Here is a 23,683-nt window from a genome sequence, read left to right on the forward strand (position 1 = left end):
TCGTCAGGCGACGGGGGTGGCTTCGATCGCGGCCAGCGCGCCGGCCAGCTGGCCGGCGCTCTCCACCACGCGCAGTCGTGGCGCGTCGTGGGCGACACCGTGTTCGGCCTCCAGCGCCCACGTCACGTGGTACGGCATGTGGATGCCCCACCCGCCCAGGCCGAGCACGGGCTCGATGTCCGAACGCAGCGAGTTGCCGACCATCGCGAACGCGCCCGGCGCAACGTCGAGTTCACGCAGCACGCGCGCGTAGGTGGCCTCATCCTTTTCCGACACCACCTCGATGCGGTGGAACAGGTCGGCAAGACCGGACTGGGCGATCTTGGCTTCCTGGTGGAACAGATCGCCCTTAGTGATCAACACGATCTCGTGATCGGAGGCGATCTGCGCCACCGCTTCGCGGATGCCCGGCAGCAGTTCGACGGGATGCTGCAGCGTGGCCCGCCCGATCTCGATGACGCGATGCAGGTCGCGGGCGCTGATGCGTTCGTCGGTCAGCTGGATCGCCGTTTCCAGCATCGACAGGGTCATGCCCTTCACGCCGTAACCAAAGATCTTCAGGTTGCGACGCTCCACCTCCAGCAGGTGGCCATGCGTGCGGGGATCGGCCAGGTCGATGTATGCGGCGAGGATCGCTTCGAAGTCCGCTTCTGCCTGGCGGTAGTAATCCTCGCTCTTCCACAGCGTGTCGTCGCCGTCGAAGCCGACCCATTGGATGCGCGCCATGCGGAAGCCTGTCGTCGTTGCTGGAGGGGCGCGCAGGATAGCAGCCCGGACTTTTCGACGCCTCACGACGATGGCCGCCCGAAAGCGGCCATCGTGGTCGACGTTTGCAATCGCCGTGCGATGCGGGCTTACCCGCCGCTGGCGGGCTGCGTGGTGCTGTCGTCGGTCGGCGGCGGGGTGGTTTCCGGTGCGTTGGGATTCGCGGGCGGCGGCAGGTTCGGATCGCTGGGCGGAGCATTGGGATCCGTGGGCATGGTCGGATCGGTCGGTGCCGGGGGTGGCGGCGCAACGTCGGTCGGCGGAGTGGTTTCGACCGGTTCCGGCGCCGCAGCGGCGGGCATCTCTTCCGGCTTGGGACCACAGGCGGTCAGCAGGCCCGCGCCAAGCACGGCCGTGCCCAGAAGCAGCAGCGGTTTGTCGAGCAGTCGATGAATGCGCGTGTTCATAGTGTTCTCCAGAAAGGAAGGAATCAGGACCGGCCCTGCGCGTAGACCGCATATTCCTCGGGGGTCAGGCGACCATCGGCATCGGTATCCAGCGTACCGAAGGCCTGCGCGAGGGGCGGATCGACGGCGGCCTCATCCTTGCTGATCGCTCCGTCTCCGTTCGTGTCCAGGTCTTCGAACGGTTTGGGGGAAGAGGGCGCGGGTGCGGTACGCGGTGACGTGGCCTGCCCACCGTCAGTGACCTGGGGGGTGCGCTGCGCCTGTGCGTAAGACGGTGCCGCGATAGCCATCAACATGCAGGCGGTGGCCAACGGCAGGATACTGCGTGGTGTCGTGTGCGTCATGGAACCTCCTTGATCCGGCACGGCAACGTTCTCAGTGAGACCGGACCTGAAAATGAAGAGGCGGCGCGCGGCCGCCTCTTCGGCTTGCGTGGGGTGCCGGATCGCGCCGTCACGCCACCGGGCGGCGATGCTTACTTCTGCTCGCCGTAGTTCTTGCTGACGAACGCCTTGTACTCATCGGCGCTCAGCGAACCGTCGGCGTTGGCATCGGCCTGGTCGAACACCTGGCTGAGGCCGGCGTTGGCGGCGGCTTCCTGCTTGCTGATCGCGCCATCGCCATCGGTATCGACGTCGGCCCACCCCTGCTTGCCCTGCGTGGCCGACTGGGTGCTCTGGGTCGGGCTCTGCGTGGTGGAACCGGTCGCCTGCTCGGCGGTCGGTTCGCTCTGCTGGGTCTGCGCCTGTGCAGCGGCGTCCTCGGTCTTCTCCTGGGCGAATGCCAGCGGCATGGCCAGCGCGGCGCTCAGTGCGGCCAGGGCGATCAGCGGCTTGCGGGTGTTGTTCTTCATGGGTGTGCTCCGTTCCGTAGGGAGTGCGTCCGATTGCGCACGGCCCCACCTTGCAACCTGGCTTCTGAACGAAATTTGCGCGGCGAAATGAACGTGCACGCATGCTTAACCACGCCGGCACCGGCTTCGGCTAGCCCGGTGTTAGCGGCTCGTGATCGCGATGTGGGCCGCGCGTGGAATGCGTGACGGCGCGCAGGCTTCGGCGTTAGGGATCCGTTTTTTCAGCCCCACTGCGCGTGGGTCCCTCCGCCGATTTTTTCCTGAACCATTGCCAACCGATCACGACACCCGCCAGTGCACCGGCGACTTCCAGCACCACCCGTGCGCCCAAACCATCGGGATCGTGGATGCCTTTCAGGGCCAGGCGCGCATACAGGGGCGACTCCAGCCGGGAAATGCCCAGGTAGAACATGTTCCAGAGGTCCACGCCGGCACCGAGGATCACGGCCGATACGCAGGCCCAGCCGATGGCATGGCCCATCGCGGCGTTCGCCCTGTGGCAGACCGCGTTCCACAGCCAGAAGCACAGCACGCCGATGAGCAGCGCGATCAGGCCGGCTTCGAGCGCGCCCAGCACGCCGTAGTGGAGCGGAAGGTTCATCGCGCGATGACCGTGAAGGATTGCCTGCGGCAGGGCATGGAGGGGGCTCCAAGGCACCATGGCGGCGCCTGCCGGTACAGCGTAACCGATGGTATCGGGGGTCCGGCTGGCATCATGCACCGACCGACGTATCCGGAGCCCCTCATGAAACGTGTGTTGCTGGCCGGTGCGACCGGACTGGTGGGACAGGCGACGCTGCAACGGGCGCTCGCTTCGACGGCCGTCAGTGAGGTCGTGGCGCCGACACGGCGTCCACTGCCAACGCATCCGAAGCTGCTCAACCCGGTGGTCGATTTCGACGCCTTGCCGGGCGATGCCGCGTGGTGGCAGGTGGACGCGGTGGCCTGCGCGCTGGGGACGACGATCCGCGATGCAGGCTCGCGGGAGGCGTTCCGGCGCGTGGACCACGATTTCTGCCTGGCGATCGCGCGCCATGCCCATGCGCATGGCGCGCAGGCCTTCGCCCTGGTGTCGGCGCTGGGCGCGGATCCGGCATCACGCGTGTTCTATTCGCGCACCAAGGGTGAAGTGGAGCAGGCGCTGGGGCGGATCGGATTCGATTCGCTCACCCTCCTGCGACCGGGCCTGCTGGGAGGCCGGCGCAAGCAGCACCGTACGGGCGAACGCTGGGCGCAACGGTTTCTGGGCGTCTTCGGGCCCGCGCTGCCGGGCCGCTACCGTGTGGTTCCGCCGGAGTGCGTCGCGGCGGCCCTGCTGGAGGCGGTGGTGACAGCGCGCCCGGGGCTCCACATCGTGCCGTCGGAACAGCTGCTCGGCTGAGCGCCCGCTCAGGCGCCCGGATCGTCGGCCAGCACCTGTACCCCGTCGGCGAGGATGCGGTACTCGACGTCCGGCACCGGGGTGGGCGTGGAGGCTTCTTCGGCGGTGTGCGCACGCGCGGCAGGCGACAAGTTCTTGCGTGCCAGCACGCCGTGCACCTGGGCGGGGCCGCGTACATCCTTCGGTACGTAGAAGTCGTGGTCGCCCAGCAACACGCGCGCGCCCTGCCCCGCGTCCTCCAGCATCACCCAGCACCCCTTCTTCTGGCAGACATCGACCACGCGGCCGCTGAAGACGCGAGGCTGCCCCTCGTGCGCTGCGGGATCGGCCAACGCCTGTGAGAGCGGCACTACGGGCCCGGCAGGCACGTCGGCGCCGAACTTTTCCCAGGCATCGTCCTGTGCGCCCACGGCAGCCGTGCACACCATCAGGCCCGCCATCACCAGTCCACGACGCATCGCACGCGCTCCTTCCAGGAAAACCCGCATCATAGCCCTGCGCCGGCAGCGTGGTTCAGTGCAGCAACCCGTGATGGACCGGATGGAGACGCTGGGTACCGGTAGCGGTGATGGCATCGCTCGCCCGCTCCAGCAGGCGCTCGTCCTCGTCGTCGATCACGACCAGCACCTTGCCCGCTTCGATCTCGCTGCGGTAATCGCGGCGGACCTCACTGGGTACGGACGAACCGGCCAACGCCGCGGCCCAACCACCCACCAGCGCGCCTACCAGCGCGCACAGCGCGACGGCGGCCAGCGGAACGTCCACCGCAGGGATGGCCATCGCGAGGAGGCCGATCACCAGGCCCACCACGCCACCACCGATCAGGCCGCGCATGGCGGCCGGCAGAAAGTCGGTAGGAGAGCCTTCCTTCTCGTCGTCCGGCATCTGCGTCATCTCGATCTCCGGCCGTCCCACCAGGGCGGCGTGGCCCGGCTGTATGCCCAAGTGCAGGGCCCTGTGCAGCGCCGCTTCGGCGGCCTGCAGGTCCGGGGCGCTGAATACGCGTCGCGTCTTCATGGCGGTCTCCTGGCCGGCGCGTGGGTCCGACCGTGGAAACACGATAGGCCCGCGCGTGGGAGCACGGGGTGAAGAAAGCGCGGTGATGCTGCCCTAGATGTGATCTCTCAGTAGGTTGTTCATCCGGGGCATCTCTGGAAGATGGAGGTTGCGAAGCCAACCCAGCCCCCAGGAGCCCCGGATGAACCTACATAAACATGCCCGTTTGAGCCCGCGCGGTCGAGCCCTGCTCGTGGACCGCATCCTTGTTCAGGGCCTTCGCATCGAAGAAGCAGCGCATGCGGCCGGTGTCAGCGTCCGCACGGCCTACAAGTGGCTCAGGCGGTTTAAGGAGGAAGGTCCGTAAGGCTTGGTCGACCGGTCCTCTCGGCCACGTTCCTGCCCGCATGCCACGCCACAGGAGATGGTGCAGCACATCATCGAGCGGCGCCGCTCACGTCAGACGTATCGGCAGATCGCCGGGCAACTGCCTGTTGCCCCGAGCACCATCGCCCGGCTGCTGCGTCGCGCCGGCCTGCACAGGCTGGCGGAACTGGAGCCTGCAGCGCCGCAGCATCGCTACGAATACGCCCAGCCCGGCCAACTGCTGCATCTGGACATCAAGAAGCTGGCCCGATTCCGGCAACCCGGCCATCGGGTCACCGGCAATCGCCAGATCAACTCCGATGGCGCCGGCTGCGAATACGTGCACCTGGCCATCGACGACCACTCGCGTGTCGCGTTCGGCTGCATCGAGCCCGACGAGCGGGGGGCCAGCGCCTGCCGTGCCTTGATGCAGGCCGTGCGCTATTACCGCAGCCTCGGCGTCCGCTTCGAGCGCGTCCTGACCGACAACGGCGCGTGCTACAGATCACGTCGCTTCCGCCGCCTGGTTCGCCGGCTCGGCATGTGTCACCTGCGCACACGCCCCTACACCCCGCGCACCAATGGCAAGGCCGAACGCTTGGTGCAGACCAGCTTGCGCGAATGGGCCTACGCACGCGCCTACACCTGCTCGGAACAGCGTGCGTGCGCCTTCAAGGGCTGGCTACACCAGTACAACTGGCATCGACCTCACGCCAGCCTGGGTCACAAACCGCCCATCTCCCGCATACCGCTGAACAACGTACTGGGTTTACACACCTAGAGGGCGGGCCGCTCGGGCGCCTGCTTGCGTCCCAGTGCGCGCAGGTAGAGCTCGTACAAGGCAGTGACCTTAGACACGTATTCCTGCGTTTCCGCGTACGGGGGCACCCCGCCATAGCGCGACACGGTGCCGATGCCGGCGTTGTAGGCGGCCGCGACCAGCGTCAGGTCGCCCTTGTAGCGACGCATCAGCGCCCGCAGGTGGCGCGCGCCGGCATTGATCGATTCCGCGGAGGAGTAAGGGTCCGCGACGCCGTATTCCTTCGCCACCTCCGGCATCAGCTGCATCACCCCCATGGCGCCCTTGGGCGACAGCGCCTTCGCATCGAAATCGCTCTCGGCGTGCGCCACGGCGCGCAGCCAGGCATCGTCGACGCCGGTCTGGCGCGCGGCGGCCTTGAACTCGGACGGGTAGCGGTCCAGCCGGGGTTTGCCCACCTTGCCCAGGCCCGGGTGCGCGGGTTCGCCGGGCGGCGTCTGCACCGTGAATTTCAGGTAAGGCGTGGATCCCGGCAGGTTGCGGGTGGAATAGACCTTCTGGCCGTCCTGCTCGCGCTCGTACAGCGTGCCGCTGAACACGCCCATCGAGCCCCACAGGTTCGGCGTGCTGACGGCGTTGTCATCGATCTCCTTGGCCGTGCATTTCGAGCCGGGCTCCGGCGCGGTGGCCAGGCTGACCGTCCCACCCTGCACGCAGCGATACACCGTGCGCGCGCCGGCGTCGGCGCTGGCCAGGGCCAGCACCGCCAGGAAGAAGCCGGCGGCGCGTCGGAGAGGATGCATGGGCGGCGGATTCTAGAGCCCGGAAGCTGTAAGACAGCCTGAATCACGTGCCGGGCGCCGACGGCCGGCCAGTCCTGGCCCGGCCCTGCTGCGCCGCAGCAGCCAAGCGCGTAAAATGCCGGCCCTCACTCACCGCACCCCCTTCGGAGCACGCAATGGGCCTGGATCTGGTCACCGCCGGCAAGAACCCGCCGGACGAAATCAACGTCATCATCGAGATCCCGAAGGACGCCGAGCCGGTGAAGTACGAAGTGGACAAGGCCAGCGGCGCGATCTTCGTCGACCGCATCCTCTCCACCCCCATGCGCTATCCCTGCAACTACGGCTACGTGCCCCACACCCTGTGCGGCGACGGCGATCCTGCCGACGTGCTGGTGGTGCTGCCGCTGCCGCTGATCCCCGGCTCGGTGATCCGCTGCCGCCCGGTCGGTGTGCTGCGCATGAGCGACGAAGCTGGCAGCGACGAAAAGCTGCTGGCCGTGCCGGTGGACAAGGTGTTCGCCGGTTACAGCCACATCAGCGACATCGACCAGGTCAGCCCGCACTGGCTGGAGCGCATCGGCCACTTCTTCGAGCACTACAAGGACCTGGAGAAGGGCAAGTGGGTCAAGCTGGACGGCTGGGGCAACGCGGCCGAAGCCAAGGCCGTCCTGGTCGACGCCATCGCCCGTCAGGCCGCGCAGCCGGAAGACGAGAAGCACAAGTTCTGAGCGCGCCTGCGCATCAGTGCCGAAGGCCGCCCAAGGGGCGGCCTTTCTTTTGTTGCGTCGTCAGAGGCCGGCGGCGCGTGCCGCGCGATCGATCGTAGCGCGCCACTGCGCCAGGCGCGGCTCGATCTCGGCCGCATGTCGGCGCCATTTGTCGGCATCGGGCTGCGACAGCGTGTAGCGCGACAGCGGCAGCTCAGTCCCCAGTTCCCGGTCCCAGGCCCAACCGGCCCATGCGCTGAGGCGGAGGGCTTCGCCCTGGGGATCGGCGAGGAAGCGCCCATAGTCGACGGACGCCCAGTCGTCCGCGGGCAGCGTCTGCAGGTCATCCAGCATGATGCGCGTGGCGGTTTCCCATTGCCGCGCCACGATCTCGCCGAGCGGTTGCCCGTTCAGCGCCTGCCAGCCCGGCGTCAGCAGGAACGACCAGGTCGGCCCCTGCCATCCCGGCAGCGAATACATCCGGAACCGGCCCGACATCCATCCGTCGATCATGCTGCCCCAGACCTGCCGCGGGTCGCGGTGCAGGTAGATGAACTTCGCATCCGGGAACACCGCCTTGAGGAACGGGATGCGCAGTGCATTCTTGGGGGTCTTCTCAAGCATGCGGACCGCGGACTCGCGCTCCGGCACGCGGCCTTCGCGATCGCGCAGCGCATTTCGGAAACGACTCTGCAGTTCCTGTACAACCGCAAACCTCGCGTCGTCCGCACCCAGCTGGTTGGAATGGTAGTCGCGCTGCGCGGGCGAAAGCCCGTCCACGCCCTCGATCAGTTGGTGGCTCTCGTCGCCGATCGTGTAGACCTGCGGCGCTCCCGCGAGCGTTTCGAACAGCAGGGTGGACCCGGATCGGGGCGGGCTGACGATGAAGACCGGACGCTCCAGCGCCGGTCCGACACGTGAGGACGAGATCCCGCTGCGTGTGGGCGCGGTGGGTTCCGGCACCACCACGGCGCCCGCATGCACATCGGGTTGGCCATGGACATCGGTCTGGGCTGGTCGGCTCTCGTCGGACAGCGCCATGTCGAAGACATGCGAATTCAACGCATGCCAGAACCCCACGTCGTTGCGCAGGTCGATGCGGTCCGCACCGAGCCCGAGCAGCTCGCGCCTGGTCGCATCGAGCAACGCCTGGTAGCGGGGGCGGCCGGCGGCATCCTCGCCATGGCAGGCCCAGAGCGCCTGCCAACGGCGCGAAAAGCGCAGCAGCGCGGCCTGGATCGCGCCAAGCCGGGGATCCGCCACGCACTCTCCCAGCAGGAACACCATGTGCTCACGCACTTCCCAGGGCGACATGACTGCGGGGGCGTTGACCTGTTCGAAGTCGAGCTGCGCCCGCTTTCCGGCCACAGGTGGATGCAGACGTGGGCGCCACTCGCCGTGATACGCCTGGCCCGGCGCACGGCCTTCGGACAGCAGATCCCAGAAGCGCTCGCCACCTACGGTGTCTGCGACCAGGTGGATGCGCTGGGCACTCCCTTCGTTGAGCACCCTGTGCCTGCGCCACGTATCGAAGATCCAGCATTCGCCCGCGCCCATGTTGATTTCGGCATCCCCACACTGGAAGCGCACGCCCGGCGTGGTGACGATGGGGACATGAACGCGCATGCGCTCGCGCCAGTAGTAATTGATGTCCACGTGCGCCCTCACTTCCGCCTGGCCGTTGAGCCGCATCAGGCGCGCCCGACCCCAGGTGGCCCCGATCGTTTCAAGCACCTGGCCCAGGTAGGGGCACCGCTCGAGCCACGGCGTCGGCCGCATCCGGCCGGACAGCGCGTCGCTGGCAGGGTCGCCTTCCGTCGTGATCAGCGTCAGGGCGCTGTTACCGTCGTCCCTCGACGTCCGCCCCCGCCAAGCGCTTTCCTCGATCGCGGACACCTCGGCCAGCAACGCCGCGGCGTCGAACATGATGGGGAGCTGGATGAACGGGACCTGCAATTTCATGGGAGGGTGTCCAGGATCGAAGCAGCATGACCGCTGCCCTGGAATGATACCGGCACCGGCTCAGTCGCGAGGCGGCGCCGGCTTGACCCTGAGGATGGTCAGCCCGATCAGCCGCGATACCACGACGGCGATGTACATGACCCCTGCGAACTGCTCCAGCATCACCAGCGCGCGCGCCTGCGGCAGGATCGGCACCACGTCGCTCAGGCCCACGCCGGAGAGCAGGCTGAAACTCAGGAACAGCAGCTCCATCCAGCTGCGCGCCGAAGTCGGGTCGACCGCGGCGGTGAAGCTGCCCGGATACCACTGCTGGCACACCGAGAAGGCGAACGCGAACGCCCAGGCCAGCAGCGTGAAGGTGGCCCCGGCAGCGAACAGTTCGTCGCTGGTGACGGCATGGTCCTGCAGCATGTAGGCGATCAGGCTGCCGGCCGTGTAGAAGTACAGCGCGCTTTCCAGCAGGTGGGCGTAGATGCCCAGGGAGGGCTGGTCGAACAGCGCCGCCGACAGCGACAGCAGCACGGAAGGCACTGCCAGCGACCACGCGATCCAGTTGACGGCCGCGCTTCGGTTGACCACCCACAGCGCCAGCGACAGCACCAGGATGCCGAACGCGCCGAACAGCGCGCGGCCGGCCTGGGTGTCCTCCATCACCGGATACAGCAGGATGCCCGCCAGCTGCACGATGAGCAGGAACGCGGAAGGATGGCGGCGCATCGTCACCAGCCAGCGCAGCCAGGCGATCGGCATCGTCATGCGGCGCGCATCACTTGAAGTGGTAGACCAGCGCGTAATACACCACGTAGACCCATGACAGCACGCCATGGATCACCGCCCACAGCAGCGACTTGTTGGCGCTCCAGGAGATGGTGATCGCCAGGGCGGTCCCGAACCCGATGCCCGCCTTCGCGATGCCGCTGCCGCTACCCTTCACGGCGCCACCGCCGGCGTGCCGCCCCCCGCGCGATACGGGTAGCGCAGGAAGATGTCCGCGATGGCGGCATCGATCTTCGCGCCGCGCTCCTCGGGCTTGGTCCGCCCGACGCGGCCCACGGCAACGCCGGTCCACACCAGCCGGTTCTGCTTCGCATCCACCAGGTCCACGTTGAGGGTACCTTCGGTGTACTTGTACACGTCGGTGCGGTCGCGCCAGTAAGGCACGGCGACGTAACGCCGCGCGCGGTAGCTGTAGTAATAGTCGTAGTCCACTTCCGGGGTGCTGACGACGTCGGTCTTCTCCTGCATGTAGGCGTTCAGGTTGACCCACAGGTCCGGGGACTTCTCGTCGTACACGTAGCCGCGCGCCTCCATCTGCCGACGCGCCGCGTCCTTGGTACGCCCGCTGGTGAGGGTGGCATAGCCCTGGCTCTCGATCGCCAGCGGCGAGTAGAACGCGAACGTGCGGTACCGGGCGAAGTCGGCGGACGGGTCGACATCACTGGTGACGCGCGGGCCGGTGGCGCAGGCCGCCAGCACGAGCATGGCGGCCAGCAACAAACTGCGGCGGATCAGGCGGGCGATCAAGGTCATGGCAGCTCTCCGGCAAGTCGGCGCGGGCCGCCACCGATGGCAACCCGCTGTCTTCTTCTACGCAGTCCCGGGGGATTCCGTTGCACGGACCCGCATCCAGGTTCAGCTCTGACGATACACCCGCGCCCCCTGCGCCAGGAACTCCGCCGACTTCTCGGCCATACCGGCCTCCAGCGCCCGCACCTCGTCCACCCCGTGCTCGGCCGCGTAGTCGCGCACGTCCTGGGTGATCTTCATGCTGCAGAAGTGCGGGCCGCACATGCTGCAGAAATGCGCCAGCTTGTGCGCCTCCTTGGGCAGGGTCTCGTCGTGGAATTCCCTGGCCTTCTCCGGATCCAGGCCAAGGTGGAACTGGTCCTCCCAGCGGAACTCGAATCTCGCCTTGCTGAGTGCATTGTCGCGCACCTGCGCACCGGGATGGCCCTTGGCCAGGTCGGCGGCGTGGGCCGCGATCTTGTACGCCATGATGCCGTCGCGCACGTCCTGGCGGTTGGGCAGGCCCAGGTGTTCCTTCGGCGTGACGTAGCAGAGCATGGCCGTGCCGTACCAGCCGATCATCGCCGCGCCGATCGCACTGGTGATGTGGTCGTAGCCCGGCGCGATGTCGGTGGTCAGCGGCCCCAGCGTGTAGAACGGCGCCTCGCCGCACTCGCGCAGCTGCTTGTCCATGTTCTCCTTGATCAGCTGCATCGGCACGTGGCCGGGACCTTCGATCATGCACTGCACGTCGTGCTTCCATGCGATCTTGGTCAGCTCGCCCAGCGCCTCCAGCTCGCCGAACTGCGCCGCGTCGTTGGCGTCGGCGATGCAGCCCGGGCGCAGGCCATCGCCGAGGCTGAAGGCCACGTCGTAGGCCTTCATGATCTCGCAGATGTCCTCGAAGTGGGTGTAGAGGAAGTTCTCCTTGTGGTGCGCCAGGCACCACTTGGCCATGATCGAGCCTCCGCGCGAGACGATGCCGGTCACCCGCTTGGCCGTCAGCGGCACGTGGCGCAGCAGCACGCCGGCATGGATGGTGAAGTAGTCCACGCCCTGCTCGGCCTGTTCGATCAGCGTGTCGCGGAAGATCTCCCAGGTCAGCGCCTCGGCGCGGCCATCGACCTTCTCCAGCGCCTGGTAGATCGGCACCGTGCCGATCGGCACCGGCGAGTTGCGGATGATCCACTCGCGGGTCTCGTGGATGTGCTTGCCCGTAGACAGGTCCATCACCGTATCGCCGCCCCAGCGGATCGCCCACACCAGCTTTTCCACCTCCTCGGCGATGCCGGAGGACACGGCGCTGTTGCCGATGTTGGCGTTGATCTTGGTCAGGAAATTGCGGCCGATGATCATCGGCTCGCTTTCCGGGTGGTTGATGTTGTTCGGCAGGATGGCGCGACCGCGCGCGATTTCGTCGCGGACGAACTCCGGGGTGATGAACGTCTGGATGCTGGCGCCGAAGGCTTCGCCCGGGTGCTGCTTCAGCAGCATCGCATCGCGCACCGCGTCCAGCCGCTGGTTCTCGCGTATGGCGACGTATTCCATCTCCGGCGTGACGATGCCGCGCCTGGCGTAGTGCATCTGGCTGACGTTGGCGCCGGCCTTGGCACGGCGCGGCAGCACGCGGTTGGGGAAGCGCACGGCATCCAGCTTCGGATCGTGCTCGCGCGCGCGGCCGAAGGCCGAGCTCAGTCCTTGCAACGGCTCGGTATCGCCGCGCTCCTCGATCCACTTCGCGCGTAACGCGGGCAGGCCCGCGGCCAGATCGATGCGCGCTTCCGGATCGGTGTAGGGACCGGACGTGTCGTACACGGTGACGGGCGGATTTTCCTCGCCGCCGAAGACGGTCGGCGTCTGCGTCAGCGCGATCTCGCGCATGGGCACCTGGATGTCCGCCCGCGAGCCCTCGACGAAGATCTTCCGCGAACCCGGAATCGGGCGCGTCACGGATTCGGATAGCTGCCCGGTCTGCTGCAGCAGATCGGCGGCGGGCTTGGGAATGGCATTCATCGGCATCGTCCTTTCTGAATCCCCGCACGGGGATGTGCGGGCTCTTGCGAGGGATTCGCATCACGGGGACGAAGCGGCGGCGCGGCAGCGGACGGATGGCGGGCCCACGAGGGACGACACGGCAACACGGCGCAGCCTGCGAAGCTTCCCTACGCCGGTCTCAACCGGATCAGGTTCGAAGGGTCTATCTCAATCACCGGCCTGGCCGGCGATACCCCCGCTTCGGTGCGAATTAGACCACAACCCCGCACCGGGTGCCGCCCATGCCACACGTCCGGGCGACGACCGGGATATTCTTGGCGTCGGGGCCACGGGACGGAACAGGGACAAGGGGATGATGGGACTCAGGACGTGGGCCTTCGCAGCGGCCCTGCTGATCGTACATATCGCACCTGCAGACGCCGAGGCCCCCGTGCCGGTCGAAGCGTTCGCCGCCGCCAACAGGCTCCATTCGCCGCGGCTCTCTCCGGACGGCGCCCATCTCGCGATCACCGCCGACCTGGGCGACGGCCACCATGCGCTGGCGGTGCACCGTACCGACGACATGCAGCGCACCGCCCTGCTGCGGCTGCCGCGCTACGAACTTCCCACCCAGGTCGCATGGGTCAGCGACACCCGGCTGGTGCTGGCGAAAGGACGACAGGTGGGATCGCGGGAGGCGCCCCTCCCGACGGGCGACATCATCGCCACCGACGCCGACGGCAAGAACCAGAAGTACCTGTTCGGCTACCAGCAATCGCTGCGGACTGCCGGCATCGAAGCCGGCTTCGGCTACATCGAGGGCCTGCCCGCGACGCCCAACGGGCGCTTCTACATGCGCAGGCTGTCGCGCGACACGCAACGATCCCAGCTGTACGACGTGGACGCCGGCAACGCCACCGGAAGGCTGGTCGCCGACATCGACGTCAAGGATCTCCGTTTCACGCTGGACCGGCAGGGTGTGCCCCGGTTCGCTACGGGCGTCGACGACAACGACCGGCAGGTCCTGTTCGTCGCCGATGCGCAGGGCCGCCATTGGACACCCGTCGCCGCCGATGCCGCGGGCACCGTATGGACGCCCTACGCATTCAGCGTCGATGGCACGCAGGTATACGCACTGCAGTCGGTGAACGGCGGGCCTTCGAGACTGGTGGCGTCTTCGCCGGACGGCCGCGATCACCGGGTGCTGGCCCAGCACCCGGTGCGCAGCGTCTCCGACATCGAATGGGGCGCGGGGCTCCTTCAGCCCTTCGCCGCCGTGATCGCCGATGGAAAACCGCGCGCGATCTACTTCGACCCCCAGTCGCCGGATACGCAACTGCACGATGCACTGTCGAACAGCTTCCCCGACCACTATGTCGCCTACGTGGACCACAGCCGCGACGGCAACCGGTCGCTGCTGTACGCCTTCAGCGATCGCGACCCGGGGAGCTGGTACCTGTTCGATCGTGCGCAGGGCAAGGCCTCACTGCTGCTTTCGAGTCGCGAAGGCCTGGATGCCGCCCGGATGGGCGAGCGCCGCGCGATCCGCTTCCGCGCGAGCGACGGCATGGAGCTGGAAGGTTTCATGACCCTGCCGGCGGGGGTCACCACGCCTGCCGGCCTGCCGACGGTGATCGTGCCGCACGGCGGTCCCCATGCGGTCCGCGACGATTGGGCTTTCGACCAGGACGCCCAGTTCCTCGCCAGCCGCGGCTACCTGGTGCTGCAGGTGAACTACCGCGGCTCGGGCGGCCGTGGCCGTGCATTCGAAGAAGCCGGGTACCTGAAGTGGGGTACGCGGGTACAGGACGACTTGCTCGACGGACTGCGCTGGACCATCGCCCAGGGATACGCCGATGGACGCCGCGTCTGCGCCTATGGCGCCAGCTTCGGCGCCTATTCGGCCATGATGCTCGCGGCGCGGGCGCCCGACCTGATCAAGTGCACGGCCGGCCTGGCTGGCGTCTACGACCTGAAGATGCTGTACGCCAAGGGCGATATCCGCACCACGCAGGCGGGCAGCAATTACCTTGCCCGCGCCATCGGCCGCGACGAAGCCGCCTTGACGTCGGCTTCGCCGACCACGCTGGCCACGCGGATCACGGCGCCCGTGCTGCTGGTACACGGCGAACTGGACGAGCGCGCACCCATCGCCCAGGCCAAGGCCATGCAAGCGGCGCTGGAACGTGCCGGCCACGCGCCGGAGTGGATGGCGGTGCCGGGCGAAGGCCACGGATTCCATGCCGATGCGAACAACATCGCGTTCTATCGGAAGCTCGAGGCGTTCCTGGCACGGCACATCGGTCCGGCCGCGCGATGACCCCCGGCCGCCCGCGATCCTCGCCTAGGGTTCCACCTGCATCGTCGAGGCGTCCAGGAGGGGCCGCTCCGGCACCGTGAAGCGTTGCGCATCGCCGAACTCCGGCCAGCCCGCCCGCAGTGCGGCCATCACGGCCGGAGCCTCGTCGTGCGCTTCGAGCAGCCAGGCGGTGAACTGCTGGCAGGGTACGTCGGCGGCAGGACGGCACAGGAGCGGCCCGGGCGGGATCGGCTGCGAGCGCCACACTTCCACCACGCCGGTCGGTCGCGAGGCGTCGTAGACATCGGCCGCCAGCGCGGCCACGTCGGCGCGACCGCTCGCGACGGCCTCCAGGGCCGCCGCATGCGAGCCGGCGTAAACCAGATGGGCGAAGGCGGTCGTCGGTTCCAGGCCCCGGCGGCGCAGTTCACGCACCGGCACGAAGCCGCCCGAGGCCGAATCGCGACCGACCAGGGCCAGACGCAATGTCCGGGCCTGCCGTTCCAGTTCGCCCGGGGCTTCCAGCCCCTGTCGGCCGACCAGTACGGCGCGGTAACGGTCCGCCTGCAGTGCCGGTACCTGCGGCACGGGCAGGGTCGTCAGCGGTTCGCTGGCGCGGCGCGCCTGCAGGTAGCCGTGCAGGTTGGGTACGGCGACGTCCACTTCGCCACGACGCAACGCGTCGACCAGCGCGGTGGGCGAGTCGAACAGACGGACATGCACCGGATGCCGGGCACGTAGTCCCAGATAGTCCGCCAGCGGCTGGATGGCGGCGACGCGGTCGCGCTGCGGATACGCGTAGGTGGCGATCACCCAGGGGCGCGGCGACGCCTGCTGCGCGCCGGCCGGCAGGACGGTCAACCAGATCAGGACGACGACGAGCAGGGTGCGGATCATCCTGCTATCAGACACCATCCAGCAGTTGCTTGTCGCGTACCGCACCTTTGTCGGCGCTGGTCGCGAGCAGGGCGTACGCCTTGAGCGCGGTGCTGACCTTGCGCGCGCGCGGCTGTGCGGGCTTCCACCCCTTCGCATCCTGCGCGGCACGGCGCGATGCCAGTTCATCGTCGGGCACGAGCAGGCTGATCGAACGTTGCGGGATATCGATGCGGATGCGGTCGCCGTCGCGCACCAGGCCGATGGCGCCGCCCGCGGCCGCTTCCGGTGATGCGTGGCCGATCGACAGGCCCGAGGTGCCGCCGGAGAAACGCCCGTCGGTCAGCAGCGCACACTGCTTCCCCAGTCCCTTCGATTTCAGGTAGCTGGTCGGGTACAGCATTTCCTGCATGCCGGGCCCGCCCTTGGGACCCTCGTAGCGGATCACCACCACGTCGCCCACCCTCACCTCGTCGCCGAGGATGCCGGCCACCGCCGCGTCCTGGCTTTCGAAGACGCGCGCCGTGCCTTCGAACACATGGATCGACTCGTCCACGCCGGCCGTCTTCACCACACAACCGTCGACGGCGAGGTTGCCGTACAGCACGGCCAGCCCGCCTTCCTGCGAGTACGCATGCTCGACGCTGCGGATGCAGCCCTCGGCGCGATCGGTATCCAGCGATGGCCAGCGTGTGGCCTGGCTGAAGGCGACCTGGGTGGGGATGCCGGCAGGACCTGCCTTGTAGAAGGTCGTGACCGCATCGTCGTGGTTGGTCGCGACATCCCACTTCGCGATCGCCTCACCCAGCGTCTTCGCATGCACGGTGGGGACGTCGGTGTGCAGCAGGCCACCGCGCGCCAGTTCCCCGAGGATGGCCATGATGCCGCCGGCCCGGTGCACGTCCTCGATGTGGTACTTCTGCGTGTTGGGCGCCACCTTGCACAGCTGGGGCACGCGCCGCGACAGGCGGTCGATGTCGCGCATGTCGAACGCCACCTCCGCCTCCTGCGCCGCAGCCAGCAGATGCAGGATGGTGTTGGTGGAACCGCCCATCGCGATGTCCAGCGTCATCGCGTTCTCGAACGCCTGGAACGTGGCGATGCCGCGCGGCAATGCGGTCGCGTCCTCGCCGCCGTACCACCGATGGCACAACTCGACGGCCAAGACGCCGGCACGCCTGAACAGCTGCTCGCGATCGGCATGCGTGGCCACCACCGTGCCGTTGCCCGGCAGCGACAAGCCGAGCGCTTCGGTCAGGCAGTTCATCGAATTGGCGGTGAACATGCCGCTGCACGACCCGCAGGTCGGGCAGGCGCTGCGCTCGACCGCCGCGACCTCTTCGTCGGACACGTTCGGGTCGGCCGCCATCACCATCGCATCGACCAGGTCGAGCTTGCGATCGGCCAGGCGCGTCTTGCCGGCTTCCATCGGTCCGCCCGACACGAACACGGTAGGGATGTTGAGCCGCAATGCGGCCATCAGCATGCCGGGCGTGATCTTGTCGCAGTTGGAAATGCACACCAGAGCGTCGGCGCAGTGCGCGTTGACCATGTATTCGACGGAATCGGCGATGACCTCCCGCGACGGCAGCGAATACAGCATGCCGTCGTGGCCCATCGCGATGCCGTCGTCCACGGCGATGGTGTCGAATTCCTTGGCGACGCCGCCGACCCGCTCGATCTCGCGCGCCACCAGCTGGCCGAGGTCCTTGAGGTGCACATGGCCGGGGACGAACTGGGTGAAGGAGTTGGCCACCGCCACGATGGGCTTGTGGAAGTCGGCGTCCTTCATGCCGGTGGCGCGCCACAGCGCGCGGGCGCCGGCCATGTTGCGGCCGTGGGTGGAGGTCCTGGAACGGTACTCGGGCATGAAAACCAGCAGTGCGTCGATGACGTGGGAAGCCTTGATTCTGCTGCGTTTCCACGGTTTCAGTTGCAACCATATCGACTGAAATCATCCGATCGTCGCAATCGGCGCAAAAGCGCTTGACACGGTTTGGAGCGGCATGTTTCTCTTGCCGCATGTTGCAGCGCCACACGCCCACGACGACCGATCTCACCGCACCCGCTGCGGCGTCCGTCCTCGTACTCGTTCTTATTACCTCGCCCACAAGTGCGGGACGGACCGGCGTGTAAGCAGCAGAGACGCCAGATTCGCAAAACCCCGCACTGAGAAGTGCGGGGTTTTTTGTTTAAGCCCCTTCGATTTCCCCTCAACCTCAGGAAAACCGCGCCATGACCACCGCCAACGCTCTCCCGCACCCCAAGATCACCGTCGTCGGCTACGGCAGCCAGGGCCGCGCGCACGCGCTGAACCTGCGCGATTCCGGCTTCGACGTCACGGTGGGCCTGCGTCCGGGTGGCCCGACCGAAGCGAAGGCGCAGGCCGACGGCTTCGCGGTGAAGGCGGTCGCCGACGCGGTGAAGGACGCCGACCTGGTCGCCGTGCTGACGCCGGACATGGTGCAGAAGAAGCTCTACAACGAGGTGCTGGCGCCGAACATGAAGCAGGGCGCGGTGCTGCTGTTCGCGCACGGCCTGAACGTCCACTTCGGCATGATCGAACCGCGCGCCGACCTGGACGTGGTGCTGGTCGCGCCCAAGGGCCCGGGCGCGCTGGTGCGCCGCGAGTACGAGATCGGCCGTGGCGTGCCGTGCATCTACGCCGTGTACCAGGACAAGAGCGGCCAGGCCGAGCAGTTCGCGCTGGCCTACGCCGGTGGTCTGGGCGGCGCGCGCGCCAACATCATCAAGACCACCTTCAAGGAAGAGACCGAGACCGACCTGTTCGGCGAACAGGCCGTGCTGTGCGGCGGCGCGTCCTCGCTGGTGCAGGCCGGCTTCGAGACGCTGGTGGAAGCCGGCTACCAGCCCGAAATCGCGTATTACGAAGTCCTGCACGAACTGAAGCTGATCGTCGACCTGTTCTACGAAGGCGGCATCACCCGCATGCTGGAGTTCATCTCCGAGACCGCGCAGTACGGCGACTTCGTCAGCGGCCCGCGCGTCATCGACGCGTCGGTGAAGGCGCGCATGAAGGACGTGCTGACCGACATCCAGAACGGCACCTTCACCCGCAACTGGCAGGCCGAGTACGACGCCGGCCTGCCGAACTACAAGAAGTTCCAGCAGGCCGACAAAGACCACCCGATCGAGAAGGTCGGCAAGGAGCTGCGCGCGAAGATGGTGTGGCTGCAGGCCAACGCCGCGCAACCCGATACAGACGAGCAGGCCGCCGCATGAACGCCGCCGCGGCCACTGCCCCACGCAATGGCGCCCGCTGGCTGGCCCACGCCCTGGAAGCCGAGGGCGTGGACACGCTGTTCGGCTACCCGGGCGGCACCATCATGCCGTTCTACGACGCGCTGGTGGATTCCCACCTGAAGCACATCCTGGTGCGCCACGAGCAGGGCGCGGCGTTGGCGGCGAACGGCTATGCGCGCGCCAGCGGCAAGGTCGGCGTGTGCGTGGCCACCTCCGGCCCCGGCGCGTCGAACCTGGTGACCGGCATCGCCGACGCGATGCTGGATTCGGTGCCGATGGTCTGCCTGACCGGCCAGGTCGCCACCACGCTGATGGGCACCGATGCGTTCCAGGAACTGGACGTGTTCGGCCTGACCCTGCCGATCGTGAAGCACAGCTTCGTCGCGCGGCGCGTGGAAGACCTGCCGACCATGGTGCGCGAAGCCTTCCGCATCGCGCGCGAAGGCCGCCCCGGTCCCGTACTGATCGATCTGCCCAAGGACGTGCAGATGTCGGATGCCTCGCACCTGCCCGACCACGTGCCGGCGAGCGTCGATCCGGTACCCGCACCGGAAGATGCGAAGCTGGCCGAGGCACTGGCCGCCATCGCCGGCGCCGAGAAGCCGGTGATCTACGGCGGCGGCGGCATCGGCATCGCCGATGCGGTGGATGCCTTCCGCCAGTTCGTCGACGCGACCAAGATCCCCACCGTGCTGACCCTGCGCGGCCTGGGCGCCCTGCCCGCCGGCCACCCGCACTACCTGGGCATGCTGGGCATGCACGGCACGCGCGCGGCCAACATGGCGGTGCAGGAATGCGACCTGCTGATCGTGGTGGGCGCGCGCTTCGACGACCGCGCCACCGGCAAGCTGGCCGAGTTCGCGCCATTCGCCCGTGTGCTGCACGTGGACGCCGACGCCTACGAGATCGGCAAACTGCGCACGGCGGACATCGCGGTGCCCGGCGACGTCGCCACCAGCCTGAAGGCGCTGACGGCGGCGCGCAGCACCTGCGACGAGTGGCGCAAGCGCTGCGTGGGCAACCGCGAGCGCTTCGGCTTCCGCTACGACGCGCCCGGTACCGACATCTACGCGCCCGGCCTGCTGAAGCGGCTCAGCGAAGTGGCGCCGGCAGACGCCATCGTCGCCTGCGACGTGGGCCAGCACCAGATGTGGGTGGCGCAGCACTGCCGGTTCACCCACCCGCGCAACCACCTGACCAGCGGCGCGCTGGGCACGATGGGCTTCGGCCTGCCGGCGGCGATGGGTGCGCAGTTCGCCTGCCCCGACCGCACCGTCGTCCTGGTCAACGGCGACGGCGGCTTCATGATGAACGTCCAGGAGCTGGCCACCATCGCCCGCTGCAAGCTGCCGGTGAAGATCGTGCTGATCGACAACAGCGCGCTGGGCATGGTGCGGCAGTGGCAGGAACTGTTCTTCGCCGAGCGCTACAGCGAGATCGACCTGTCCGACAATCCGGACTTCGCCGCGCTGGCGCGCGTGTTCGGCATACCGGCCCGCCACATCAGCCGGCGCGACGAAGTCGAGGATGGCCTGGCCGACCTGCTGGCCCAGCCGGGCCCGGCGCTGCTGCACGTCACCATCGACATCAAAGCCAACGTCTGGCCGCTGGTGCCGCCGAACCATGCCAACAGCTCCATGCTGGATGCCAGTCCCGCAACACCATCCGCCGAGCCTGCCGTCGCGGCCGACGGCGCGGAGAAGAAGAATGCGTTACCGGCTTGAACTCAGGCTCAAACCTGCCGAGGGCGCCTTGCTGCGCGTGCTGGGCATGATCGAGCGTCGAGGCTTTCCGCCCCACGCGGTCCATGCCACCCACGACGGCGAAGGGTATTGGGCGCTGGCGCTGGTGATCGACAGCACCCGCGCGCCGGAGACACTGCGCCAGCAACTGCTGAAAATCTACGATGTGGAGGAACTGTCCTTCAGCGCCGTGCAGGAGCTGAGCCGGGATCGTCGCCACCAGGACCGCGCTGCATGAACGCCGCACCCGCCAACGCGGACGTTGCGGTCCGGAGGCGTCTTCTTCGAGATCAGCCGTTCGCGTGCCGCGATGCCTGATGCCGGCCGCGCCCCCGCCAGCAACGAACCGGACGTAGGCGACGTCGTCGTCACCGTGGCCGACGTGCTGGCGGCGCAGGCGCGGTTGCGCCGTTACCTGCCGCCCACGCCGATGCACCACGCCGAACGCTTTGGCGTGATGCTGAAACTGGAAAACCTGCAGCGCACCGGTTCGTACAAGGTGCGGGGTGCACTGAATGCCTTGCTGGCCGCGCGCGAGCGCGGCGATCGCCGCCCGGTGATCGCGGCCTCGGCGGGCAACCATGCGCAGGGCCTGGCCTGGGCCGCTTACCGGCTGGGCGTACAGGCCATCACCGTGATGCCGCACGGCGCACCGGCGACCAAGATCGCCGGGGTGGCGCACTGGGGTGCCACCGTGCGCCAGCACGGCGACAGCTACGACGAAGCCTTCGCCTTCGCCAGGGAACTGGCCGAACAGAACGGCTACCGCTTCCTGTCTGCCTTCGACGATCCGGACGTGATCGCCGGCCAGGGCACCGTGGGCATCGAGATCGCGCCCTACACGCCCGATGTCGTCATCGTGCCCATCGGCGGCGGCGGCCTGGCCTCGGGCGTCGCGCTGGCGCTGAAGTCGCAGGGCGTGCGCGTGGTCGGCGCCCAGGTAGAGGGCGTGGATTCGATGATCCGCGCAATGAAGGGCGACGTCACGCCGGTCAACCCGGTCGCTTCGCTGGCCGACGGCGTGCGGGTAAAGGTGCCCGGCTTCATCACCCGCCGCCTGTGCACGCAGCTGCTGGACGACGTGGTGACCGTGCGCGAAGCCGAGCTGCGCGAGACCTTGGTGCGGCTGGCGCTGGAAGAGCACCTGATCGCCGAGGGCGCCGGGGCGCTGGCGCTGGCCGCGGGCCGGCGCGTGGCCGGCAGGCGCAAGTGTGCGGTGGTATCCGGAGGCAACATCGACGCCACCGTGCTGGCGCAGCTGCTGTCCGACGTGCGCCCGCGTCCGCCGCGCAAGCCACGCCGCCGCAACGCCGAGGGCGAGCCCTCGCTTGCCAAGGGCCGCGCGCCGCGCGCGGCCGTCCTCCCCTCCCCCGCAAAGACCGGTGCGCGCCGATACGAGGCCCCCGCCATGGAAACAGAAGTACACGAGGAACCCATCTGGTGAACACGCCCACCCATCCGTCCCCCACGCATATCCGCATCTTCGACACCACCCTGCGCGATGGCGAGCAATCCCCCGGCTGCAGCATGACGCCGCAACAGAAGCTGGTCATGGCGCGGGGCCTGGCAGAGCTGGGCGTGGATGCCATCGAAACCGGCTTCCCCGCCAGCTCGCATTCCGACCGCGAAGCGCACGCGATGATCGCGCGCGAACTGCGCGAGACCACCCTGGTCGTGCTGTCGCGCTGCCTGGCGGCGGACATCGAGACGTCGCTGCGCACCGTGACCGCGGCCGCCAAGCCCCGCCTGCACCTGTTCCTGTCCACCAGCCCGCTGCACCGCGAACACAAGCTGCGCATGAGCCGCGAGCAGGTGCTGGAGTCCATCGACAGGCACGTGCGCCTGGCCCGGGGCCACATCGACGAAATCGAGTTCTCCGCCGAGGATGCCACCCGCACTGAGGAGGACTTCCTGCACCAGGCGATCGCCGCCGCCATCGCGGCCGGCGCGACCACCATCAACCTGCCGGACACGGTGGGCTTCACCACGCCGGAAGAGATCCGCGGCATGTTCGAGCGCGCGATCGCCCGCGTACCGGGCGCCGACAAGGTGGTGTTCAGCACGCACTGCCACAACGACCTGGGCCTGGCGGTGGCGAACTCGCTGGCCGCCATCGAAGGCGGTGCGCGCCAGGTGGAAGGCTCGATCAACGGCATCGGCGAGCGCGCCGGCAACTGCGCCATCGAGGAGCTGGTGATGGCGCTGAAGGTCCGTAACGCCTTCTACAACCTGGACACACGCATCGACACGCGCAGGATCGTACCGACCTCGCAGCTGCTGTCGCGCCTGGTCGGCATGCCTGTCCAGCGCAACAAGGCGATCGTCGGCGCCAACGCGTTCGCCCACGAATCCGGCATCCACCAGCACGGCATGCTGCGCCACCGCGGCACCTACGAGATCATGCAGCCTCAGGATGTGGGCTGGCCGTCGTCGCAGATGGTGCTGGGCCGCCACAGCGGGCGCGCCGCGGTGGAGCAGCGCCTGCGTGCGCTGGGCTACTGGCTGGAAGAGGACGAGCTGAAGCTGGTGTTCGAGCAGTTCAAGACGCTGTGCGAGAAGCAGCGTGTGATCGGCGACGCCGACCTGCAGGCGCTGATGCAGGATGCACCGGTCAGCGATGGTTACCGGCTGTCGTCGATGACGATCAGCGACGTCGGCAGCCGTGCCAACGCGCTGGTGGAACTGTCGGATCCGGACGGCAACCGCATTTCGGAAACCGCACAGGGCAACGGCCCGGTCGATGCGTTGTTCAGCGCACTGGCCGCCGCCACCGGCGTGCAGCTGCAGCTGGAGAGCTACCAGGTGCACAGCGTGGGCATCGGTGCCGATGCGCGCGGCGAAGCCAGCCTGTCGGTGCGCTGCGACGGCGAGGAATACGAAGGTACCGGCACCAGCAAGGACATCATCGAAGCCAGCGCGCTGGCGTGGCTGGACGTGGCGAACCGCTTGCTCCGCCAACGCCGTGTCGAGCAGCAGGAAGCCGCCGCCGCGTGACGGGCAGGAGTGAGGGGAGAGAAGTGAGGAGTGAGTAGAAGCACTG

The 23,683-nt window shown here is 68.0% G+C and carries 23 protein-coding genes, 1 pseudogene and 1 riboswitch; of the genes and pseudogenes, 9 read left to right on the forward strand and 15 right to left on the reverse strand.

Going from position 1 to position 23,683, the window contains the following annotated elements; all coding sequences use genetic code 11:
* Window positions 1-3 precede the first annotated feature (3 nt).
* The 5 genes from V8246_RS05265 to V8246_RS05285 all read right to left on the reverse strand — a co-directional run bounded on the left by V8246_RS05265 (window position 4) and on the right by V8246_RS05285 (window position 2,626).
* Entirely contained in the window at window positions 4-726 is a 723-nt protein-coding gene (locus V8246_RS05265) for an HAD family hydrolase (protein ID WP_336188215.1), read from the reverse strand.
* A gap of 128 nt (window positions 727-854) precedes the next feature.
* Window positions 855-1,172 (reverse strand): hypothetical protein, encoded by a 318-nt coding sequence (locus V8246_RS05270; RefSeq protein ID WP_245120953.1) that lies wholly within the window; start codon window positions 1,170-1,172, stop codon window positions 855-857.
* A 23-nt stretch (window positions 1,173-1,195) separates the two neighbouring features.
* A complete protein-coding gene (locus V8246_RS05275) occupies window positions 1,196-1,516 on the reverse strand; it encodes an EF-hand domain-containing protein (protein WP_336188216.1) in 321 nt (106 codons plus the stop codon).
* Window positions 1,517-1,647: 131 nt separating this feature from the next.
* Window positions 1,648-2,025: an EF-hand domain-containing protein gene (locus V8246_RS05280; protein ID WP_313220487.1), complete on the reverse strand. Its 378-nt coding sequence runs from the start codon at window positions 2,023-2,025 to the stop codon at window positions 1,648-1,650.
* Between the two features lie 205 nt (window positions 2,026-2,230).
* Entirely contained in the window at window positions 2,231-2,626 is a 396-nt protein-coding gene (locus V8246_RS05285; protein ID WP_336188217.1) for a hypothetical protein, read from the reverse strand.
* A gap of 144 nt (window positions 2,627-2,770) precedes the next feature.
* Between V8246_RS05285 and V8246_RS05290 the strand changes: the two genes are divergently transcribed.
* The gene (locus tag V8246_RS05290; protein ID WP_336188218.1) at window positions 2,771-3,406 is read left to right on the forward strand and encodes an NAD(P)H-binding protein; all 636 of its coding nucleotides are present in this window, start codon (window positions 2,771-2,773) and stop codon (window positions 3,404-3,406) included.
* A gap of 8 nt (window positions 3,407-3,414) precedes the next feature.
* Here V8246_RS05290 and V8246_RS05295 read toward each other — a convergent pair whose 3' ends face one another.
* Window positions 3,415-3,864 carry a DUF4920 domain-containing protein gene (locus tag V8246_RS05295; protein WP_336188219.1) on the reverse strand — a complete coding sequence of 150 codons (450 nt, stop codon included), beginning with the start codon at window positions 3,862-3,864 and terminating at the stop codon, window positions 3,415-3,417.
* 55 nt (window positions 3,865-3,919) lie between these two features.
* Window positions 3,920-4,423, reverse strand: coding sequence for a hypothetical protein (locus tag V8246_RS05300; RefSeq protein WP_336188220.1), 504 nt, complete (start codon window positions 4,421-4,423; stop codon window positions 3,920-3,922).
* 181 nt (window positions 4,424-4,604) lie between these two features.
* Here V8246_RS05300 and V8246_RS05305 point away from each other — a divergent pair.
* Window positions 4,605-5,549 (forward strand): annotated as a pseudogene (locus V8246_RS05305) (IS481 family transposase).
* Here the strand turns inward: V8246_RS05305 and V8246_RS05310 are convergent.
* A complete protein-coding gene (locus tag V8246_RS05310; protein WP_336188221.1) occupies window positions 5,546-6,331 on the reverse strand; it encodes a lytic transglycosylase domain-containing protein in 786 nt (261 codons plus the stop codon). The pseudogene V8246_RS05305 and the gene V8246_RS05310 overlap by 4 nt on opposite strands.
* A gap of 155 nt (window positions 6,332-6,486) precedes the next feature.
* On the opposite strand from V8246_RS05310, the gene ppa reads away from it, so the two are divergent.
* On the forward strand, window positions 6,487-7,041 hold the full coding sequence (gene ppa, locus V8246_RS05315) for an inorganic diphosphatase (RefSeq protein ID WP_093295280.1): 555 nt from the start codon (window positions 6,487-6,489) through the stop codon (window positions 7,039-7,041).
* Window positions 7,042-7,101: 60 nt separating this feature from the next.
* Here the strand turns inward: ppa and V8246_RS05320 are convergent, their stop codons facing one another.
* The 5 genes from V8246_RS05320 to thiC all read right to left on the reverse strand — a co-directional run bounded on the left by V8246_RS05320 (window position 7,102) and on the right by thiC (window position 12,501).
* Window positions 7,102-8,982 (reverse strand): sulfotransferase, encoded by a 1,881-nt coding sequence (locus V8246_RS05320; RefSeq protein ID WP_336188222.1) that lies wholly within the window; start codon window positions 8,980-8,982, stop codon window positions 7,102-7,104.
* A gap of 60 nt (window positions 8,983-9,042) precedes the next feature.
* Window positions 9,043-9,732: an ion channel gene (locus V8246_RS05325; RefSeq protein ID WP_336188340.1), complete on the reverse strand. Its 690-nt coding sequence runs from the start codon at window positions 9,730-9,732 to the stop codon at window positions 9,043-9,045.
* Between the two features lie 16 nt (window positions 9,733-9,748).
* Complete coding sequence (locus tag V8246_RS05330) at window positions 9,749-9,916, reverse strand: hypothetical protein (RefSeq protein WP_175502053.1); 168 nt, start codon at window positions 9,914-9,916, stop codon at window positions 9,749-9,751.
* A complete protein-coding gene (locus V8246_RS05335; RefSeq protein ID WP_336188223.1) occupies window positions 9,913-10,512 on the reverse strand; it encodes a DUF4136 domain-containing protein in 600 nt (199 codons plus the stop codon). Before V8246_RS05335 ends, V8246_RS05330 begins: the two co-directional genes overlap by 4 nt.
* Window positions 10,513-10,614: 102 nt before the next feature.
* On the reverse strand, window positions 10,615-12,501 hold the full coding sequence (thiC, locus tag V8246_RS05340) for a phosphomethylpyrimidine synthase ThiC (protein ID WP_336188224.1): 1,887 nt from the start codon (window positions 12,499-12,501) through the stop codon (window positions 10,615-10,617).
* Between the two features lie 128 nt (window positions 12,502-12,629).
* A riboswitch (TPP riboswitch) is annotated at window positions 12,630-12,730 on the reverse strand.
* 105 nt (window positions 12,731-12,835) lie between these two features.
* Between thiC and V8246_RS05345 the strand changes: the two genes are divergently transcribed.
* Window positions 12,836-14,782, forward strand: coding sequence for a S9 family peptidase (locus tag V8246_RS05345; RefSeq protein WP_336188225.1), 1,947 nt, complete (start codon window positions 12,836-12,838; stop codon window positions 14,780-14,782).
* 24 nt (window positions 14,783-14,806) lie between these two features.
* Here the strand turns inward: V8246_RS05345 and V8246_RS05350 are convergent, their stop codons facing one another.
* Both V8246_RS05350 and ilvD read right to left on the reverse strand, forming a co-directional pair.
* Window positions 14,807-15,658: a PhnD/SsuA/transferrin family substrate-binding protein gene (locus tag V8246_RS05350; RefSeq protein ID WP_336188226.1), complete on the reverse strand. Its 852-nt coding sequence runs from the start codon at window positions 15,656-15,658 to the stop codon at window positions 14,807-14,809.
* A gap of 7 nt (window positions 15,659-15,665) precedes the next feature.
* The gene (gene ilvD / locus V8246_RS05355) at window positions 15,666-17,507 is read right to left on the reverse strand and encodes a dihydroxy-acid dehydratase (RefSeq protein ID WP_336188227.1); all 1,842 of its coding nucleotides are present in this window, start codon (window positions 17,505-17,507) and stop codon (window positions 15,666-15,668) included.
* A gap of 365 nt (window positions 17,508-17,872) precedes the next feature.
* Between ilvD and ilvC the strand changes: the two genes are divergently transcribed.
* From ilvC to V8246_RS05380, 5 genes are all read left to right on the forward strand, one after another.
* Complete coding sequence (gene ilvC, locus V8246_RS05360) at window positions 17,873-18,880, forward strand: ketol-acid reductoisomerase (RefSeq protein WP_162108068.1); 1,008 nt, start codon at window positions 17,873-17,875, stop codon at window positions 18,878-18,880.
* Window positions 18,877-20,625, forward strand: a complete 1,749-nt coding sequence (gene ilvG, locus V8246_RS05365) for an acetolactate synthase 2 catalytic subunit (RefSeq protein ID WP_336188228.1) — start codon at window positions 18,877-18,879, stop codon at window positions 20,623-20,625. The genes ilvC and ilvG overlap by 4 nt, the downstream gene beginning before the upstream one ends.
* The gene (locus tag V8246_RS05370; RefSeq protein WP_245088950.1) at window positions 20,609-20,881 is read left to right on the forward strand and encodes an ACT domain-containing protein; all 273 of its coding nucleotides are present in this window, start codon (window positions 20,609-20,611) and stop codon (window positions 20,879-20,881) included. The genes ilvG and V8246_RS05370 overlap by 17 nt, the downstream gene beginning before the upstream one ends.
* A 72-nt stretch (window positions 20,882-20,953) precedes the next feature.
* Window positions 20,954-22,087: a threonine dehydratase gene (locus V8246_RS05375; RefSeq protein WP_336188229.1), complete on the forward strand. Its 1,134-nt coding sequence runs from the start codon at window positions 20,954-20,956 to the stop codon at window positions 22,085-22,087.
* Window positions 22,084-23,637: a 2-isopropylmalate synthase gene (locus V8246_RS05380; protein WP_336188230.1), complete on the forward strand. Its 1,554-nt coding sequence runs from the start codon at window positions 22,084-22,086 to the stop codon at window positions 23,635-23,637. Before V8246_RS05375 ends, V8246_RS05380 begins: the two co-directional genes overlap by 4 nt.
* Window positions 23,638-23,683 lie beyond the last annotated feature (46 nt).

Origin of the sequence: Pseudoxanthomonas sp. F11, assembly GCF_037046485.1 — a bacterium.
Taxonomy (GTDB): Bacteria; Pseudomonadota; Gammaproteobacteria; order Xanthomonadales; family Xanthomonadaceae; genus Pseudoxanthomonas_A.

What these genes read in the sequence shown, in the direction of transcription:
- V8246_RS05265 (WP_336188215.1), bottom strand. Translation starts at nt 726, where the DNA reads ATGGCGCGCATCCAATGGGTCGGCTTCGACGGCGACGACACGCTGTGG.
- V8246_RS05270 (WP_245120953.1), bottom strand. Translation starts at nt 1,172, where the DNA reads ATGAACACGCGCATTCATCGACTGCTCGACAAACCGCTGCTGCTTCTG.
- V8246_RS05275 (WP_336188216.1), bottom strand. Translation starts at nt 1,516, where the DNA reads ATGACGCACACGACACCACGCAGTATCCTGCCGTTGGCCACCGCCTGC.
- V8246_RS05280 (WP_313220487.1), bottom strand. Translation starts at nt 2,025, where the DNA reads ATGAAGAACAACACCCGCAAGCCGCTGATCGCCCTGGCCGCACTGAGC.
- V8246_RS05285 (WP_336188217.1), bottom strand. Translation starts at nt 2,626, where the DNA reads ATGAACCTTCCGCTCCACTACGGCGTGCTGGGCGCGCTCGAAGCCGGC.
- V8246_RS05290 (WP_336188218.1), top strand. Translation starts at nt 2,771, where the DNA reads ATGAAACGTGTGTTGCTGGCCGGTGCGACCGGACTGGTGGGACAGGCG.
- V8246_RS05295 (WP_336188219.1), bottom strand. Translation starts at nt 3,864, where the DNA reads ATGCGTCGTGGACTGGTGATGGCGGGCCTGATGGTGTGCACGGCTGCC.
- V8246_RS05300 (WP_336188220.1), bottom strand. Translation starts at nt 4,423, where the DNA reads ATGAAGACGCGACGCGTATTCAGCGCCCCGGACCTGCAGGCCGCCGAA.
- V8246_RS05310 (WP_336188221.1), bottom strand. Translation starts at nt 6,331, where the DNA reads ATGCATCCTCTCCGACGCGCCGCCGGCTTCTTCCTGGCGGTGCTGGCC.
- ppa (WP_093295280.1), top strand. Translation starts at nt 6,487, where the DNA reads ATGGGCCTGGATCTGGTCACCGCCGGCAAGAACCCGCCGGACGAAATC.
- V8246_RS05320 (WP_336188222.1), bottom strand. Translation starts at nt 8,982, where the DNA reads ATGAAATTGCAGGTCCCGTTCATCCAGCTCCCCATCATGTTCGACGCC.
- V8246_RS05325 (WP_336188340.1), bottom strand. Translation starts at nt 9,732, where the DNA reads ATGCCGATCGCCTGGCTGCGCTGGCTGGTGACGATGCGCCGCCATCCT.
- V8246_RS05335 (WP_336188223.1), bottom strand. Translation starts at nt 10,512, where the DNA reads ATGACCTTGATCGCCCGCCTGATCCGCCGCAGTTTGTTGCTGGCCGCC.
- thiC (WP_336188224.1), bottom strand. Translation starts at nt 12,501, where the DNA reads ATGAATGCCATTCCCAAGCCCGCCGCCGATCTGCTGCAGCAGACCGGG.
- V8246_RS05345 (WP_336188225.1), top strand. Translation starts at nt 12,836, where the DNA reads ATGATGGGACTCAGGACGTGGGCCTTCGCAGCGGCCCTGCTGATCGTA.
- V8246_RS05350 (WP_336188226.1), bottom strand. Translation starts at nt 15,658, where the DNA reads ATGATCCGCACCCTGCTCGTCGTCGTCCTGATCTGGTTGACCGTCCTG.
- ilvD (WP_336188227.1), bottom strand. Translation starts at nt 17,507, where the DNA reads ATGCCCGAGTACCGTTCCAGGACCTCCACCCACGGCCGCAACATGGCC.
- ilvC (WP_162108068.1), top strand. Translation starts at nt 17,873, where the DNA reads ATGACCACCGCCAACGCTCTCCCGCACCCCAAGATCACCGTCGTCGGC.
- ilvG (WP_336188228.1), top strand. Translation starts at nt 18,877, where the DNA reads ATGAACGCCGCCGCGGCCACTGCCCCACGCAATGGCGCCCGCTGGCTG.
- V8246_RS05370 (WP_245088950.1), top strand. Translation starts at nt 20,609, where the DNA reads ATGCGTTACCGGCTTGAACTCAGGCTCAAACCTGCCGAGGGCGCCTTG.
- V8246_RS05375 (WP_336188229.1), top strand. Translation starts at nt 20,954, where the DNA reads ATGCCTGATGCCGGCCGCGCCCCCGCCAGCAACGAACCGGACGTAGGC.